This window comes from Lentiprolixibacter aurantiacus (assembly GCF_026241225.1).
GTDB lineage: Bacteria > Bacteroidota > Bacteroidia > Flavobacteriales > Flavobacteriaceae > Lentiprolixibacter > Lentiprolixibacter aurantiacus.
On record NZ_JAPFQP010000001.1, the window covers coordinates 685,604 to 703,074 of the forward strand.

Consider the following 17,471-nt stretch of genomic DNA (forward strand, 5'->3'; position numbering starts at 1 on the left):
CGATTATCGGCCATGGGAGATGTTGCCATGACCGCTCCAGTTCTCAACGCCCTGGTAAAACAACACCCCGAACTACGGATAATCATGCTTACGAAAGAGCCATTGACCCCCATATTTGAAGGGATCCCGAACCTGCAGGTCTTTATTGCAGATGTCAATGGTCGCCACAAAGGCCTCAAGGGACTTTGGAAACTTCACAAGGAGTTAATGGAATATCCTATATCTGCAGTGGCCGATCTGCACAACGTTCTGCGCAGCAACATTTTAAAGCGGTATTTCCGACTGGCCAAAGTGCCTTTTGCACAGATCAACAAGGGACGGAGAGAAAAGAGAGCCCTTACCTCAGCAAAGAACAAGGAATTTAAGCCCTTAAAGAGTACCCTGCAGCGTTATTGCGAAGTTTTCGACTCCCTGGGATACCCTCTGCAACTCCCCACCGTTAAACCTCTTGAACAAAAAGCCTTATCGCAGCAGACCCTGGGTTTGATTGGAAAGGATAATAGGCAAAAATGGATAGGAATTGCGCCCTTCGCTGCCTTTCCTGGAAAAACCTACCCGTACAAACTGATGGAGGAGGTGATCAAGGGATTAGATAATACCAATAAGTATAAAATATTCCTTTTTGGTGGTGAAGAGGATAGGTCCTCCATGATAAAAACAGCCAATAAATCCCGGAATGTGGTTAATATGGCAGGGGTGGTAGACTTGTCACAGGAGCTGGAATTGATATCACACCTTGATCTTATGATTTCCATGGATAGTGCCAACGCCCATCTTTCGGCCATGTATGGAATTCCAACCATCACCCTCTGGGGGGTTACACACCCCTATGCCGGCTTTTATCCCTTTGGGCAGGATCCTGATTATGCGCTGACATCAGATCGCAGCCGATATCCATTGATACCCACCTCCATTTACGGGAAAAAGGTTCCCAAAGGCTATGAACACGTTATGGAAACCATTCTCCCGGAACAGGTTCTGAACAAGGTCTATTCCGTATTATCCTGAAATTAGATCTGCTCAGGCCAGTTCACGCTGAACCATGGTATTCAGATAGCTTCTTAACTGGGAAATATAATTGTAACGCAGGATCCTTGGATTTCCCTCTACCATAAGCGTCCGGATTCCCATGTAGGAAGAAATAATAAAACTGGCCGCCGCTTCACTGTTGACGTGTCGGATTACATAACCATCTGTTTTCCCTTTTTGAAGCAGGGTAATCAGGTTTACTTCCCATATTTTAAGGATATCCCTGAGATAACGGCTAATGGTTTCGTTCCTGCCATTAAACTCCGTAAGGAAATTATGTACTACAAAACCGTAATCCATTTCATTATTTTCGGCAGTTTGCAAAGAATTGTCCAGACATTTCTCGATAACAGTAAGCGGATTTTCTTTTCCCTCAATAGGCTCAATCAAGGTACCGTATACTTTTTGTACAATGAGGTTTTGAATAATACTGATAAAGAAATCTTCCTTGGACTGGAAGTGGTAATAGAAAGCCCCTTTGGAAAGTTCCAGGGATTTTAAAATATCGTCAACACTGGTGTTGTAATAGCCTTGTTCATAGAACAATTCCAGACCGGTGACTTGCATCCTGTGCATGGTAGCCATGCGTTTGAGGTTCTTATCCATCAGATTCGGGTTTTAAGTTTTAAAAGACCATCGGGTCTATTACTAAAACCCCGGAAGTGCAGGGGTGGGGAGTATAAAAGGATGTATGAACAGAAAAAATCGACGAGCGGTTCAAAATCCGACTAACTACACAAAATTTACAAATTGCACCGACCACTTAGTCGGTAAAAATGATCGATAAACGGCAGGTTATCCTCAAAAAGGAAAAGAAAATCTCCGTTTCAGAATCGTTTTTTCATGTAACGGTACCCTGACAACTACTTCCTGAACCAGCGGTACAGCCATAACAATGCTGGGAAATAAATATGCTTCGATTTTCAAGCAGGGATTCATTATAATCGCTAATGTGGTTTACCTTACTCTGCACCTTTAAATCCAGCATCTGGTTGAAGTCGCAATCATATAACCATCCATCCCAACTAACCGAAAGGGTATTGGTGCACATCACGTTTTCAACAGCCGCAGGGTTGTATGCCTCTACCAGGGCATACATATAATCTTCATAATTCTCTGAAGCAATCAGGTAATCCAGGAAACGGGATATGGGCAGATTGGTGATTGCGAACAAGTTGTGGAAGTCAATATCAAAATCTTCCTTCAGTGCCTTTTTGAAGTCTTTTTCCAGGGCGGCCTGGTCTCCGGGCAGGAAGGCACCGGATGGATTATAGACCAGATCCAGCCTGAGATCACTATCTGGCATTCCATAACCAACAGCATTCAGTTGCTGAAGTGCGATAATGGATTTGTCGAAAACACCATCACCCCTCTGTTTATCCGTTTTACCACGGGTATAATGCGGCATTGAAGACACAACGTGTATGTTGTATTTTTTAAAGAAATCAGGCAGGTCGTGGTACTTCTTGTTGGCCCGGATGATCGTCAGGTTAGACCTCACAATGAAATCCTGAATCCCGGCTTTGGAGGCCTCTTCCACAAACCAGCGAAAATTCGGATTCATTTCAGGGGCTCCCCCCGTCAGGTCCAGGGTGTGTGCACCTGTATTTAGTATAACCTTAAGGCATTCTTCCATGGTTTCCCGGGTCATGATCTCCTTCCGGTCCGGACCCGCATCCACATGGCAATGTTCGCAGACCTGGTTGCACATATAGCCGACATTGATCTGCAGGATTTCTAATTTTTTAGGTTTTAATGGAAATTGGCCGCTCTCCATTAGTTTGTCTTTAAAATAAGGCAATTCCCCTTCGGCAAACACAGATCCATTAAGGATATCCAGTTGTGTATGGGTATCAGCCAGTTTGTTGTGCCTGGCCCTGAGCGATTTCGTTTTCATAGTAGCAATTAATAGTAAACAAACATAAGGCCGCAAAGAATTTCCAATCCTTACAACCGATCAGCTTTTTACATGGAAAGCTTGTTGTATTTATTCATCATTTGTACGCCGTGCACGAGGGTAGCCCCGCTTTCGATAGCCGCACCAGCATGTACAGCTTCCATCATTTCCTCCTTGGTAATGCCTCTCTGAAGGCCATCCTTGGTATAGGCGTCTATACAATAAGGACATTTTACAACATGGGCTACGGCAAGGGCAATTAATGATTTTTCACGGGCACTAAGCGCCCCTTCTTCGAATACTTTTCCGTAGTAATCGAAAAACTTGGTTCCGAGTTCTTCACTCCATTCGGTGATTTTACCGAATTTCCTCAAATCGGCAGGGTCGTAATATGAATTTGCCATGGTATATACTTTTTAGCAATAGTTAAATGAATAGGGAATTGATCAAACAGGGTATATCTCATCCCGGTTAATTGGATAATAAAGGTCTGTTTTAAGACGGGTCGGCCTCAGGCAGCCAGAACCGGTGACCCCCTGTTTAGAATCCGGGTATGGGGATGAAAAGAATAGAAGAAAATAAAGGCATCCTTAGCGCTGAAGCCGTTGAGGCGTACCTTCATTAAAGCCCTCCTGATGCCAGAAGGTATTTTTATGAATTTATCCAGTACAATGGCAATATCTGACCTACTATCGAGATCGCCCAGGGTATTCAATACCCAAAGCCTGCTATTTTTTTCCTGCAGGCAATGCTGCATCTGCCGGAAAACCCGGCTCGTTTTCCAGGAAACGGATAAAAATGCTTCTTCGGAAAAAGAAGATCTGGGTATGGCCAGAAGGTAAAAACCTCCATCTGCACTTGGCCCTATCACCGAATTTCCCGCAAGCAGGTTTTTAAATGCTGTTTGAAGGTGACGGCTGCTAAGGCCAGGGGTATCATTGCCTATAGTGATGATACCGTCAAAGCCCCTTGAGAATATTTCCTTAATGGCATTGGTATAGCGCTCACCAAAGCTACCTCCTTGCTGTTCTTTTTCCGTAAAATGGAAATAGGGGGTTCCCAGTGCATTGGCCAACTTAAGCGTATGCTGGTTCAGGAGGGTATACAATCCCGTTTCTCCGGTTAAACCCTTTTGCTGCAGTTCTGCTTCCGGAGATAAGGCAAAAATCAATAAGGCAATGCGTTTTTGGTGCTTAGCCCCCATGCTTTTATTTTCCCCTAACTTACAACTATATACCGAGATAAAAGGAAGGCTTTATCAAATTAACAAAGACAATCACAGTTTCGGATGAACTGCCATAACCGACTGCCTGGTCGGATTATCCATAGTTGCGACTAAGCTGTAATTTGAGGAATATCGGTTCTTTTTCCCAAATTCTCGGTTAAAAGGTGCCGGAAATTCATTTTTGGACTGATCAGGAAGGCAAACAAACCACGGAGTCTGTTATTCCGCAATTAGCGCGTCCGTCCAAATGCATAAATTTTGTTTTGGAAGCTATAAAAAAACAGAAAATCAACTACCAGATTATACGTCGTCGTAATCAACCGTAAGCTCAGGAGTAGTGGGGTGTGCCTGGCAGGTTAATACAAAGCCATCTGCAATCTCGCCGTCTGTGAGGATCTGGTTCTTTTCCATAATTGCCTCCCCATTGCTGATCCTGGCAATGCAAGTACTGCAGATTCCGCCCTGACAGGAATAGGGAGCGTCAATATCTGCCTTGAGTACCGCATCAAGAACAGTTTGCTTGCGATCCATTACAATCTGCTGCTCTTCATCATCAAGAATAATCGTTAGCCTGGTTTTACCTTCTTCTATCATTGTATTTTGTTCTTGCTCATCTGTTGAGCTGGTAAACAGCTCAAAAAATACTTTTTCTGATGAAATCCCCTTCTTATCCAGCACATTACGCACTACATTGATCATGGACTCCGGCCCACAAAGGTAATAATTGTCGAACTCGTATTCCTTAAACTTGTTCTTAAGGGCAAAATTTACAACAGAAGTATCAATACGGCCAAAAAGTGCATCGTCTTCCCGACTGCGACTGTAGACCATTTGCATAATAAAACGATCAGTATATTCCTTTTGAAGCTCCTGTAGTTCATCGTAGAACATTGTTTCTGACCTGTTCTGATTTCCGTAGATGAGGACAAACCTGCTTTCAGGATGATTGTTAAGGACCGTCCTGGCGATGCTCATGATTGGGGTTATCCCGCTTCCCGCTGCAAAAGCAATTACATCCCTTTTTTCACTGCTATCGAAAATAAACCGTCCTTCAGGAGCACTTACTTCAAGGACATCACCTTCCTTAAGATTATTGTTGGCAAAATCAGAAAAACCACCACCGTCTACCCGTTTTACACCAATTGTAATCTCCATATTTTCCGGAGCAGAGCTTATAGAATAGGAACGCCTTAGTTCTGTGCCGGAAATCTCTTTTTTAATAGTAATATATTGACCTGCCTTAAATTGGAACGCATTTCTGTTTTCTTCGCCAATGGCAAAAGTTATGGCTACAGCATTGGGGGTAAGGGTTTGTATCTGACTTACCGTCAGGGGATAAAAAGTACTCATTTACGCAATTTTTCGGCAAAACTAAGCATTGCAAAGGAGGCCTTTCCCAAAAAATAGGTTAAAAGTGTAACAAAATATATCTTTACCCTACTAACGGATTGACTCAACAGAACAGGGAAATGTTCAGACACTTCATCAACCTCCAGTGGAAATCTTTTTTCAGATCCGCTTCCTTTAAAACTAATATTGGCTTCAAGATCCTGATGATTTTTGGGGCACTTTATTTCATCGTGGTATTCCTCGCGCTCGGATTGGGGTCATTTTATATCATAGACAAATCAGGCCTCGGGGATCCCCTTCAGGTAGTTAATGGGTTCATGATCTACTATCTGGTAGCGGACATTTATATCCGCTATGTCTTGCAGAAAATGCCCATAATGAATATAAGGCCACTGCTGTACCTGCCTTTCAGGAAAAGCCAGGTAGTACAGTATTCACTTGGCAAAACCCTGTTTTCCTTTTTCAATCTGATGCACGCCTTTTTCTTTGTCCCTTTTTCGATCATATTACTGGTTGAAGGATATGATCCTATTGGTGTAGTAGGGTGGCACCTGGGGATCTTTGCGCTTTTTTTTACCAATAACTTCCTCAATATCATGATGAATAACAAGGATAGCGTGTTCTATCCGGTTGTTGTGATATTGGTAGGGCTTGGCATTTGCCAGTATTATGGCTGGTTCGATATAACAGCCTATACTGTTCACCTGTTTGATGCCCTTTACAACCAGCCCTGGTATGCATTAATACCCTGGGTGTTACTCATATTTATGGTTTATGCGTCTTTCGGATATTTTAAAAAGCACATGTACCTGGACGGGGGTCTTGCAACCAAGCAGGTAGTGGCCAAAACAGAGAATTATACCTGGTTAAGCAGGTTTGGCAGCCTTGGAACCTTCCTTCAAAATGATATTAAGCTCATAAGGCGCAACAAACGGTCCAAAACAACTGTAATTATGAGTGTTTTGTTCCTGTTCTACGGGCTATTGTTTTTTACCAATTCCATTGAGGCTTATGAAAACCCGGTATGGAGGATATTTGCAGGGATTTTTGTTTCCGGCGGATTCCTTTTCAGCTTCGGGCAGTTCGTGCCCAGCTGGGACAGCTCTTACTATCCGCTGATAATGAGCCAGAATATCCAATACAGGGAATACCTGAGCTCCAAGTGGTACCTGGTTATCATAGCTACCATACTAAGCACCCTGGTAAGCGCATTCTACCTGTATTTTGGCTGGGAGGCCTATATGGCCATAGTGGTTGGCGCCATTTATAATATTGGGGTAAATTCATACCTGGTACTTTGGGGTGGGGCCTACATTAAAACTCCTATTGACCTCACTTCAAATAAAAAGGCTTTCGGCGACAAACAGGCTTTCAATGCCAAAACATTACTGTTAACCCTTCCCAAATTGTTGTTACCCCTTGCGGTATACGCCCTTGGGCATTACCTGGTAAATCCAACTGTGGGATATGCACTGGTAGCCCTCTCAGGGATTATAGGCTTTGCCTTTAAGGATTTGGTGTTCCGGAAAATTGAAAAGATCTATAAAAAGGAAAAATACAAAACGCTGCTGGCTTACAAGCAGAATACCTAAAAAGAGAATTGTACTATGATCAAGGCAGAAAACCTTAGTAAAACTTATGGGGAGCAGACGGTCCTGAACCTGGAAAACCTGGATATCCCAAAGGGGCAGAGTTTTGGACTTGTGGGAAACAACGGAGCTGGAAAGACCACTTTTTTCAGTTTGCTGCTGGACCTTATACAACCTACCACAGGAAAAGTACTGAACAATGAGATTGAAGTGGCCAAAAGTGAAGACTGGAAGCCTTTTACCTCTGCATTTATAGATGAATCCTTCCTGATTGGCTACCTTACTCCTGAAGAATACTTTTATTTCATAGGGGAACTAAGAGGGCGCAACAAGGCAGATGTGGATGCGATGCTTGCCCCATTTGAAGATTTTTTTCACGGGGAAATACTGGGTCAGAAGAAATACCTGCGTGACCTGTCCAAGGGAAACCAGAAAAAAGTAGGAATTGTAGCTTCTTTTATTGGGGACCCCGAGGTGATTATCCTGGATGAGCCCTTTGCCAACCTGGATCCCACAACTCAGATACGCCTCAAGGCAATTATCAGGGACCTGGCAGCGAACAAGGATGTGACCATCCTGGTTTCCAGCCACGACCTTATGCATGTTACCGAGGTTTGCGAACGTATCGTTGTGCTCAACAAGGGGGAAATTGTTAAGGACATTGCCACCTCCAAGGAGACCCTTAGAGAACTGGAAAGCTTCTTTGCGGGTTAGTCTTCCTGCACCATCTTCAAATATGGTTTTTGCGGGGAAAATATCGTTGGGAATGCCAAATTGGTAATCCCCTGAATTAGAACCGGCAGGAATTCCTTGCATATTTCGGTTGCCCGGTATAATAATCCAAAGCTTTTTCAGTTTAGTTTTTATAAGAATACCAACAACCTTGAAGCTTCGATATTCACTTTTGTTCGCTGGTGTTCTTGGGGGCATCCTTTTTAACGCTTGTTCTACCAAGAAAGACGCATTTTTAAATCGCAACTGGCACGCGCTTAATACCAAGTACAATGTACTGTACAATGGTGACCTCTCCTTTGAGGAAGGTCGTGAACAACTTAATGCCACTTACCAGGACAACTACTGGGACATTCTTCCCGTAGAACGACTTCAGGTGTCTGAAGATATCAAACTCGATTCTGAAGACAATAAGCCCAATTTTATCAGGGCTGAGGAAAAAGCTACCAAGGCCATACAAAAACACGGGATGGAGATTGACAATGAAGAGCGCAATCCCCAGGCCGATGAAGCTTTTTTACTGTTAGGGAAAGCCCGTTATTTTGATCAGCGCTATGTGCCTGCTCTGGAGGCGTTCAATTATGTCCTGCGAAAATCAGGAAATAGCGACAAATTTAATGAGGCAACCATCTGGAGGGAAAAAACCAATATTAGGTTAGGCAATGAAGAACTGGCTTTAAAGAACTTAAAGCGGTTGTTTCGATATGAAAGGTTAAAAGACCAGGAATACGCAGACGCCAGGGCTATTATGGCCCAGGCCTATATTAACCTCAACGCCCCGGATACCGCCATACAGCAATTGAAAATAGCCCAGGCCTATACCAAAAAGGGTGATGATAAAGGCCGCTACCTTTTCATTTTGGGGCAGCTATACAATCAGCTTGGCTTTAAGGACAGTGCTAATCTGGCATTCGACAAGATCATATCGCTTAATCGCAGAACCCCCAGGGTTTACATGATCAACGCCCATATTCAGAAAATTCAAAACATACCGCTTGGCCCGGAAAACCGGGAAGACATGCTGGAATACCTGACGGACCTGGAGGAAAACCGGGAAAACCGCCCCTTTCTGGATAAAATATACAGGGAACTGGCAGTGTACTATGCCACCTTTGAGGAGGACAGCATGGCTCTGGTTAATTACAACAAATCCCTCAGGCTAACCAGGAATACGCCTCAACTGAACGCCCTTAATTATGAAGATCTGGCCGATTATCACTTTGATGAAAACAAATACAGTATCGCCGGGGCTTACTACGACAGTGTACTTACTAACCTCTCTGAGAATAGCAAAAAATTCAGGTCGATCAAAAAAAAACGGGACAACCTGGAAGACGTGATCGAATATGAGGAGATCGTTCAGAACGCAGATAGTGTAATTACCCTCTATGAAATGAGCGATGCCGAGCGCCGGAGCTATTTTGACCAGTATATTGCCGATTTGAAAGCCCGGGAAGAGGCTGCTGCGAAGAAGGAAGAGGCCCGTGTGACTGCCGGATTTGCGGCTTTTGCTGAAACCAAAGGAGGCAAGGAGAACAAGGGTAAATTCTATTTCTACAATATAACCAGCCTGGGCTACGGCAAAAATGAATTTCGCAATAAATGGGGCGAAAGGGCCCTTGAAGACGATTGGCGCTGGAGCAACAAGAGCCGGGTACTTCCTTCCGAAGCTACCGGTGAACTAGAAGCTGCCGGTGACACAGCAGGAGCAGGAGGGTTATCGGATGGCCAGAAATATTCTGTCGATTATTACCTCAGCCTGATCCCTGATGAGGAAAAGCTAATAGACAGTCTCCGAACAGAACGAAATTTTGCCAACTATCAGCTTGGATTGATCTACAAGGAAAAATTCAGGGAGAATCTACTGGCCGCCAATAAACTGGAACAGGTACTTGCCCGTAATCCGGAAAAAAGGCTTGTCCTTCCATCCAAATACAACCTCTACAAGGTATATGAGGAATCAGGAAGTCCACTGGCTGCCGGGATGAAAGAAAGGATATTAAAAGAGCACCCGGACTCCCGCTATGCACTGATTTTGCTTAATCCGCAGGCCCAATTGTCCGCATCTGAGGATACTCCGGAAGCCCAGTATTTGAAGCTTTACAAGCTTTTCAGAGACCAGGAATTCCTACAGGTAATAACGGGGACTCAGGAACAGATCAATCAATATGCCGGAGATCCCATGGTTCCCAAGTTCGAAATGCTGAAGGCCAATGCTATTGGGCGGTTACAGGGATTTACAGAGTTCAGTGAAGCGCTGAACTATGTGGCTTTGAACTATCCCAATAACCCTGAGGGCAAGAAAGCCCAGCAAATGATTGCGGAGCAATTGCCCAAATTGGAAAACAAGGAATTTATTGATGCGGGTCAGGCACCTAAAGCAGATAATTGGAAGGTGGTATTCCCGTTTAAACGAAACCGTAATGAAGCCGCACTTAAACTAAAGGAGAAACTGGAGAAATCCATAAAAGACCTGAGGTATAAAAATGTGGTTTCCCGGGACATCTACAATCTGGAAGATCAGTTTATAGTGGTGCATGGCTTTGCGTCGAGGGACTTTGCCCTGGGATATGTGGAACTCCTTAAAAACAATAAGGATTACAGGATTGATCTGGAGAATTTCGTAATTTTATCGACTAACTATAAAATCATCCAGGTTCATAAAAACCTGGCCTTGTACAAGGACAAAATGTTAACCCCAAAACCATAAACAAAATGTTTTCCGATAACAAAAAACCTAGAACTATGAATGAAATTGGCGGACAACCCAACAGAATTGAAAAGAACACCAAAATAAAGGGCGATATTATTTCGGAGGCGGACTTCCGTATTGATGGCAAACTGGATGGAAATGTAAAAACCTCTGGGAAAGTAGTCATCGGAAAAGGAGGATATATCCACGGAAAAGTGGAGTGTGTTAATGCGGACATAGAAGGTAGCTTTAACGGGGAACTATTGGTTTCGGATTTGCTTTCGTTGAAAGCCTCTGCAGTTATCGAGGGAACAGTTTCCGTAACTAAACTGGCCGTGGAGCCCGGGGCAACTTTTAATGCTTCCTGTACCATGAAAGGCAAATCCGGTCTTGGAAGCAGTACTTCCGGATCCGCCGGGTCTGACGTTCAGGGAGCGGCAAAGCCAAATGCCCCAACACCAAAGAATCCAGGAGAGAAAGCGAGAATTTAGGAAAACCTCACGGCATCCAGACCAACTGGATCAATCCTGGTCGTTATTTTTCTGTAAAGGTTACCTCAACTAAGGAAAGTAAAGTCGCCAAAGCGTACACTTATGCCTAAACCCAAGAAAAAATCCAGATACTGGCTTAGCCTGAGCGGGATCGCCGTACAAATGGGGGTTATTATATACCTTGGGGCCTGGTTTGGGCAGTGGCTGGATGAGAAATACGCTTCGGAGAATAATACGTATACCGTTTTTTTTACTTTATTCGCAGTAGCTGTGGCCATGTACCTGGTGGTGAAACAGACCAAAAACCTAAATTCCTGATTTGACCCGAAAAGCACTGATATTCCTGTTGCAGCTGATAATTGCCCTGCTCCTTGTCGGAGTCCTGCACTACGGCGTCTTATACGCCAGGGAATGGCCTATCTCAGTTCCTAATATATTTTGGGCCTATTTGCTCAACCTGGTGCTGGCAGCAGGTATTTACCTGGCCATGCTTCAATTCGCCGCCCGGCAAAGCAGGTATCTTGGATTTCTTTTTATGGTTGGCAGTGCGCTTAAGTTTGCAGCATATTTTGTTATTCTTGAACCTGTTTTTTCCCGTGATGGAAGTCTTTCAAGAGTGGAATTCTTTTACTTTTTCGTACCCTATATCACCTGCCTTGTCGCGGAGACAATGGCTCTGGTGAAACTGCTCCGGGATATCGATCTGCCTGACAATTCCTAAAGCCTTCTATCCCTTTTAAATAAATGGGGTAAATGCTTTTTTCTTTTTGGGAGAATGCCTTACATTTGCACCGATTTTTAGAGACCCAATTTGCAGAGCGGTATGCAACGAACATTTTTGACTGGACTTCTATTTGCTATAGCAATATTCTTTCATATTTCTGTTTTTGCTACTAGTGATGAAGGTGGAGACGATAAGGACCTGAAGACGGAGATCGATGAATACATCCAGCATCACTTAAAGGATTCCCATGATTTTTCACTGTTTTCTTATACCAGGGATAATGGGGAACATGTTTATGTTGGGTTTCCTTTGCCAGTTATTCTTTGGGATGACGGGTTAAAGGTTTTTTCTTCCTCTAAATTCCACCACGGGGAAACCCTGGCGGAAGTAGACGGAAACTTTTACAAGCTCTATCACAGCAAAATATACAAGACCGATGCCCAGGGTACGATTACATACGACGAGGATCACCACCCTACCAATGTAAAGCCACTGGATTTTTCCATGACTAAGAGTGTGGTTATGATCATGATCACCGGCCTGCTCATGTTCCTGCTTTTCAGGGGGCTGGCTAAATCCTATGCAAAAAATGGAGGTATACCCAAAGGAATAGGGCGATTTTTCGAACCTATTGTATTGTATATCCGTGATGACATTGCCATCGCCACTATAGGGGAGAAGCGGTACAAGAAATATATGTCCTTTCTGTTGACTATATTTTTCTTTATCTGGTTCCTGAATATGTTTGGCTTAACGCCTCTGGGGGTAAATGTTACCGGAAATATCGCTATTACCACTGCATTGGCCATCCTTACATTCCTGATCACCAATTTGACCGGGACCAAGGATTACTGGAAACACCTTTTTGATCCGCTGGGGGATTCCATGCCCTGGATTGCCAAGATTCCATTGTACATTATTTTAGTTCCCATTGAATTACTGGGAATATTCATCAAACCATTTTCCCTGCTTATCCGTTTGTACGCAAACATGCAGGCAGGGCATATCGTAATTATGAGCCTTATTGGGTTGATGTTCCTGTTTAAGAACTGGATAGGGAGTTCATTGTCCTTTGGATTGGCATTTGCTATCTCCCTTATCGAGATATTGGTGGCGCTGTTGCAGGCGTATATTTTCACCATGCTTTCTGCATTGTACTTCGGATTTGCTTCCGAAGAACACGAACATGCAGAGGCACACTAATTTGAATGTTTAATTTTTAACGCTATTTATTATGTCTATTCCAAGAATTGTAGGTGCAGGACTGATCGTAATCGGTGTTGGCGTGGGTATCGGAAGAATCGGTGGCCAGGCTATGGAAGCGATTGCAAGACAACCTGAAGCTTACGGTAAGATTCAAACAGCGATGCTTATCGTAGCGGCGCTTATTGAAGGTATTGGTTTTGCTGCATTGTTCGCAACAGCAGAAGCTTAAGATCAAAACACAAACATCCGCAACGGTTGGTTGCGGATGCTTGTTTTAATGCGTTAAATATCTAAGAATACCAAAGGATGGAGCAGTTAATAGAAGAATTTTCGTTAGGCCTTTTTTTCTGGCAAACCTTATTGTTTATCGTTTTGTTATTCCTGCTTTGGAGATATGCCTGGAAGCCTATCCTCAATGCAGTGAACGACAGGGAGGAAGGGATTAAGAATGCCCTTGCTGCCGCAGAGGAAGCTAAAAAGGAAATGCAGAACGTCACGGCAGATAGTGAAAAGTTGTTGCAGGAAGCTCGTGCCGAGCGCGAGGTAATGCTAAAAGAGGCTCGCGAAATCAAAGATAAAATTGTTGCCGATGCCCGTGAACAGGCTCAGGTTGAAGGCGATAAATTGATCAAACAGGCCCAGGCTACCATTGAAAGTGAAAAGAAAGCTGCTGTGGCAGATATCAAGAACCAGGTAGCAGACCTTTCCCTTCAGATCGCTGAAAAAGTTATCAAAGAGCAATTGTCCGACGATAAGAAGCAAATCAAGCTCGTTGACGATATGCTGGGGGATATTAAATTGAATTAATCATTATGAGTGATTCAAGAGCAGCTGTAAGATACGCCAAGGCCATACTGGACCTGGCAATAGATAAAAAGGCCGACGCAGATCTTGAAAATGATATGCGACTGGTTGTCAGCACCATTCAGGAAAATGGTGAATTGAAGGATGTGCTTGGAAGCCCTGTGATTTCTGGCGAGGTCAAGAAATCTATTTTGTCTGGTGTTTTCAAAGATATCCATGAGCTTGGACATGGCCTTATTGAGCTGTTGATTGACAAGAAAAGGATATCCTTATTGAGCGAAGTGGCTGCGCAATATGTAAGGTTACATGAAGAATTCAAGGGAGAGCGCGTTGCTTATGTCACTACTGCTGTCCCACTGAATAAAAGTTTGCAGGACAGATTGTTACAACAGGTTGAAAAAATAACCGGAGATAAAGTTACCCTGGAGAACCAGGTAGACGAAAATGTCCTGGGAGGTTTTGTGTTGCGGGTAGGAGATTTGCAGTACAATGCCAGTATAGCCAATAAATTGGAAAAATTAAAAAGAGAATTTACAAATAGCATTTAATCATAATTGGGTTTTTAAAACCAGTTATCTAGAAGATTAGGATATGGCAGGAGTAAAAGCCGCTGAGGTATCAGCAATATTAAAAAAACAATTATCGGGTTTTGAAGCGAGTGCAACCCTTGATGAGGTGGGAACCGTATTGCAGGTAGGGGATGGTATTGCCCGTATCTACGGATTAGCCAATGCCCAGTACGGGGAGCTGGTTGAATTTGAAGGAGGCCTGGAAGGAATTGTTCTGAACCTTGAAGAAGATAATGTTGGTGTGGTATTGTTAGCACCTTCCAAAGAGATCAAGGAGGGAGCTACCGTAAAACGTACACAACGTATTGCCTCCATCAAAGTTGGTGAAGGTATAGTTGGCCGCGTGGTGGATACCCTGGGTAACCCAATTGATGGAAAAGGACCGATTTCCGGCGATTTGTACGAAATGCCATTGGAACGCAAGGCTCCTGGGGTTATTTACAGGCAGCCCGTATACGAACCCCTGCAAACCGGGGTAAAAGCGGTAGATGCCATGATCCCAGTTGGAAGAGGGCAGCGGGAGCTGGTTATTGGTGACCGTCAGACCGGTAAAACCACGGTTTGTATCGATACCATCATCAACCAGAAAGAGTTTTATGACGCTGGGGAACCAGTATATTGTATTTACGTGGCAGTAGGGCAAAAGGCCTCTACCGTTGCGGCCATTGCCAAGACGCTGGAAGATAAAGGCGCAATGGCTTACACCACCATTGTAGCAGCCAATGCCTCAGACCCTGCACCAATGCAGGTATACGCACCTTTTGCAGGTGCTGCAATCGGGGAGTACTTCCGCGATACCGGACGTCCGGCATTGATCATATACGATGATTTATCAAAACAGGCAGTTGCTTACCGTGAGGTATCCCTTCTTTTGAGAAGACCTCCGGGACGTGAAGCTTACCCTGGTGATGTATTTTACCTGCACTCAAGGTTGCTGGAGCGTGCTGCAAAGATCATCGATGACAACAATATTGCAAAAAACATGAACGACCTTCCTGAGGTATTGAAGCCTATGGTAAAAGGAGGGGGGTCCCTTACAGCACTTCCAATTATCGAAACCCAGGCAGGTGACGTTTCTGCTTATATCCCTACCAACGTAATTTCCATTACCGATGGACAGATATTTCTGGAGCAGGACTTGTTTAACCAGGGGGTACGCCCTGCGATTAACGTGGGTATTTCCGTATCCCGTGTGGGTGGATCTGCCCAGATCAAGTCCATGAAGAAGGTAGCAGGTACACTTAAGCTGGACCAGGCTCAGTTCAGGGAACTTGAAGCATTCGCCAAATTTGGTTCTGACCTTGATGCGGCTACGCTGAATGTAATTGAAAAAGGGCGAAGGAACGTGGAGATCCTGAAACAGGCTCAGAGTGATCCGTTTACCGTGGAAGATCAGATTGCTATAATCTATGCCGGATCCAAGAACCTGCTCAGGGATGTGCCTGTTGAAAAGGTAAAAGAATTTGAAAGGGATTTCCTGGAATTTATGAACGCCAAGCACAGGGATGTACTGGACGTGCTGAAGTCAGGGAAGCTTACAGATGAGGCAACTTCAGTATTGACTGAAGTATGCAAAGACCTTGCTGGCAAATACAAAAGCTAACAAAATCAGGTAATAAAAGACACCTATGGCTAACTTAAAGGAAATACGCAGCAGGATTGCATCGGTAAGCTCAACCATGCAAATTACCAGTGCCATGAAAATGGTGTCTGCTGCCAAATTGAAGAAAGCCCAGGATGCTATTACCGCCATGCGGCCTTATGCTGATAAGCTAACGGAACTGCTTCAGAACCTTAGTGCCAGTCTGGATAGCGAAGCAGGTGGACAATACGCTGAGGAAAGGGAGGTTAACAAAGTGCTTATTGTGGGAATAACCTCAAATCGTGGCCTTTGTGGAGCCTTTAATTCCAACATAATCAAACACTGTGTTTCCCTGGCAGAATCCGAATACCAGGGGGCTACAGTTGAAATGATGGCCGTTGGGAAGAAGGGGAATGACCTTTTGAGCAAAAGTTATACCATGGCCGGGGATCACAGTGAGATCTACGACGACCTGACTTTTGAAAACTCCGCGCTTATCGCCGAGGAATTGATGAATGCATTTTCAGAAGGGGTATACGACAGGATTGTCCTGGTATACAACCGCTTCAAAAATGCCGCAACTCAGATCGTGACCACGGAACAATTCCTGCCTATTGTTCCTTTGGAGGGAGGGGAGCACACTGGTGCAGATTACCTCTTTGAACCTACTCAGGAGGATATAGTGACCCAGCTTATTCCAAAATCCCTCAAAACGCAGCTATACAAAGCAATTCGGGATTCATTCGCGAGCGAGCACGGGGCAAGGATGACCGCCATGCACAAGGCAACCGATAATGCATCCGAACTAAAAGATCAGCTTACTCTTACTTACAACAAAGCGAGACAGGCGGCCATTACCAATGAGATCCTGGAGATCGTCGGTGGAGCTGAAGCTTTGAATAATTAAGTTACTTTACAGGTCATATTTGAACCCTGCTTTTCAGCAGGGTTTTTTTATTTGGTATAGCAGCATTTTGAATTTGGCACCAATTTTGGTTTTATATCTTTGATTTAGATCACTTAATGATTTCTGTACTATGAAATATGCTCTTACGATTTTGGTTGTTATGGTTTTTGGATTAACCGGATGTTCTTCCCAAAAGAAACTTGTGAAGGAAGCACCGTTCTCTGTTGAAAATCCAAGCTGTACTCCATATGCTGGCGGAAGGGAAGGCAGTGGTTCTGGATTTATACTACGTATACCGCTAACCCTGTTATCGGATGAGGAGATTACTTTCGAAAAGGTGTTTTTCAGGGGGCATATTCTGGATCCTGAATGGGTTGCCGAGGGAGGCAAGCGGTTTCTGCAATGCCAATATCAACGCAAAAGCACGGAAAAACCGGATATAATCATGCATGGGGACCCCATGATGGAAGTGGGCAATCAGCCCGCGGGGGAGATCACTGAAAAAGAGGAATATCCTTTTGAGCTCAAACCGGATGAAGCGGTCATCGCCTACTTGCAAAAGGGTAAAACTCGCTACGCAAAGATTGGTAGTATCAAGGATAAAATGCCAAACCTATTACCCTCCAAGGAAATGAACTAGCTTTGTAGGTAGGGTTTAAATACCTAATTTTAAA

At 44.1% G+C, this 17,471-nt stretch carries 19 protein-coding genes; 14 read left to right on the forward strand and 5 right to left on the reverse strand.

Annotated elements, in window-relative coordinates; translation table 11 throughout:
* Nucleotides 1-12: 12 nt before the first annotated feature.
* Nucleotides 13-1,008 carry a glycosyltransferase family 9 protein gene (locus OO016_RS02995; RefSeq protein ID WP_266011938.1) on the forward strand — a complete coding sequence of 332 codons (996 nt, stop codon included), beginning with the start codon at nt 13-15 and terminating at the stop codon, nt 1,006-1,008.
* Between the two features lie 12 nt (nt 1,009-1,020).
* On the opposite strand, the gene OO016_RS03000 is transcribed toward OO016_RS02995, so the two are convergent.
* The 5 genes from OO016_RS03000 to OO016_RS03020 all read right to left on the reverse strand — a co-directional run bounded on the left by OO016_RS03000 (nt 1,021) and on the right by OO016_RS03020 (nt 5,501).
* A complete protein-coding gene (locus tag OO016_RS03000; protein WP_266010717.1) occupies nt 1,021-1,635 on the reverse strand; it encodes a TetR/AcrR family transcriptional regulator in 615 nt (204 codons plus the stop codon).
* A gap of 235 nt (nt 1,636-1,870) precedes the next feature.
* Nucleotides 1,871-2,926, reverse strand: a complete 1,056-nt coding sequence (arsS, locus tag OO016_RS03005) for an arsenosugar biosynthesis radical SAM (seleno)protein ArsS (RefSeq protein WP_266010719.1) — start codon at nt 2,924-2,926, stop codon at nt 1,871-1,873.
* A gap of 68 nt (nt 2,927-2,994) precedes the next feature.
* Entirely contained in the window at nt 2,995-3,330 is a 336-nt protein-coding gene (locus tag OO016_RS03010) for an arsenosugar biosynthesis-associated peroxidase-like protein (protein WP_158776344.1), read from the reverse strand.
* Nucleotides 3,331-3,437: 107 nt separating this feature from the next.
* Complete coding sequence (locus OO016_RS03015; RefSeq protein ID WP_266010722.1) at nt 3,438-4,130, reverse strand: TIGR04282 family arsenosugar biosynthesis glycosyltransferase; 693 nt, start codon at nt 4,128-4,130, stop codon at nt 3,438-3,440.
* Nucleotides 4,131-4,451: 321 nt separating this feature from the next.
* Nucleotides 4,452-5,501, reverse strand: a complete 1,050-nt coding sequence (locus OO016_RS03020; RefSeq protein ID WP_266010723.1) for a ferredoxin--NADP reductase — start codon at nt 5,499-5,501, stop codon at nt 4,452-4,454.
* A 119-nt stretch (nt 5,502-5,620) separates the two neighbouring features.
* Here OO016_RS03020 and OO016_RS03025 point away from each other — a divergent pair, with 119 nt between their 5' ends.
* The 13 genes from OO016_RS03025 (at nt 5,621) to OO016_RS03085 (ending at nt 17,437) form a co-directional block, all read left to right on the forward strand.
* Entirely contained in the window at nt 5,621-7,093 is a 1,473-nt protein-coding gene (locus OO016_RS03025; RefSeq protein WP_266010724.1) for a DUF5687 family protein, read from the forward strand.
* 15 nt (nt 7,094-7,108) lie between these two features.
* The gene (locus tag OO016_RS03030) at nt 7,109-7,804 is read left to right on the forward strand and encodes an ABC transporter ATP-binding protein (RefSeq protein ID WP_266010725.1); all 696 of its coding nucleotides are present in this window, start codon (nt 7,109-7,111) and stop codon (nt 7,802-7,804) included.
* Nucleotides 7,805-7,973: 169 nt separating this feature from the next.
* Nucleotides 7,974-10,532, forward strand: coding sequence for a type IX secretion system periplasmic lipoprotein PorW/SprE (gene porW / locus OO016_RS03035; protein WP_266010726.1), 2,559 nt, complete (start codon nt 7,974-7,976; stop codon nt 10,530-10,532).
* A gap of 5 nt (nt 10,533-10,537) precedes the next feature.
* Nucleotides 10,538-11,005 carry a bactofilin family protein gene (locus tag OO016_RS03040; RefSeq protein WP_266010727.1) on the forward strand — a complete coding sequence of 156 codons (468 nt, stop codon included), beginning with the start codon at nt 10,538-10,540 and terminating at the stop codon, nt 11,003-11,005.
* Between the two features lie 102 nt (nt 11,006-11,107).
* Entirely contained in the window at nt 11,108-11,323 is a 216-nt protein-coding gene (locus OO016_RS03045) for an AtpZ/AtpI family protein (protein WP_266010728.1), read from the forward strand.
* Between the two features lies 1 nt (nt 11,324).
* Nucleotides 11,325-11,726 carry a hypothetical protein gene (locus OO016_RS03050; RefSeq protein WP_266010730.1) on the forward strand — a complete coding sequence of 134 codons (402 nt, stop codon included), beginning with the start codon at nt 11,325-11,327 and terminating at the stop codon, nt 11,724-11,726.
* 102 nt (nt 11,727-11,828) lie between these two features.
* Complete coding sequence (gene atpB / locus OO016_RS03055; RefSeq protein ID WP_266010732.1) at nt 11,829-12,932, forward strand: F0F1 ATP synthase subunit A; 1,104 nt, start codon at nt 11,829-11,831, stop codon at nt 12,930-12,932.
* 31 nt (nt 12,933-12,963) lie between these two features.
* A complete protein-coding gene (atpE, locus tag OO016_RS03060) occupies nt 12,964-13,164 on the forward strand; it encodes an ATP synthase F0 subunit C (protein ID WP_266010734.1) in 201 nt (66 codons plus the stop codon).
* A gap of 77 nt (nt 13,165-13,241) precedes the next feature.
* Nucleotides 13,242-13,742 carry a F0F1 ATP synthase subunit B gene (locus OO016_RS03065; RefSeq protein ID WP_266010735.1) on the forward strand — a complete coding sequence of 167 codons (501 nt, stop codon included), beginning with the start codon at nt 13,242-13,244 and terminating at the stop codon, nt 13,740-13,742.
* Between the two features lie 5 nt (nt 13,743-13,747).
* The gene (gene atpH / locus OO016_RS03070; RefSeq protein WP_266010736.1) at nt 13,748-14,287 is read left to right on the forward strand and encodes an ATP synthase F1 subunit delta; all 540 of its coding nucleotides are present in this window, start codon (nt 13,748-13,750) and stop codon (nt 14,285-14,287) included.
* Nucleotides 14,288-14,330: 43 nt separating this feature from the next.
* On the forward strand, nt 14,331-15,911 hold the full coding sequence (gene atpA / locus OO016_RS03075; RefSeq protein WP_266010737.1) for a F0F1 ATP synthase subunit alpha: 1,581 nt from the start codon (nt 14,331-14,333) through the stop codon (nt 15,909-15,911).
* Nucleotides 15,912-15,936: 25 nt separating this feature from the next.
* Nucleotides 15,937-16,797 (forward strand): ATP synthase F1 subunit gamma, encoded by an 861-nt coding sequence (gene atpG / locus OO016_RS03080; RefSeq protein WP_266010739.1) that lies wholly within the window; start codon nt 15,937-15,939, stop codon nt 16,795-16,797.
* Nucleotides 16,798-16,927: 130 nt separating this feature from the next.
* Nucleotides 16,928-17,437 (forward strand): hypothetical protein, encoded by a 510-nt coding sequence (locus tag OO016_RS03085; protein ID WP_266010741.1) that lies wholly within the window; start codon nt 16,928-16,930, stop codon nt 17,435-17,437.
* Nucleotides 17,438-17,471: the final 34 nt, after the last annotated feature.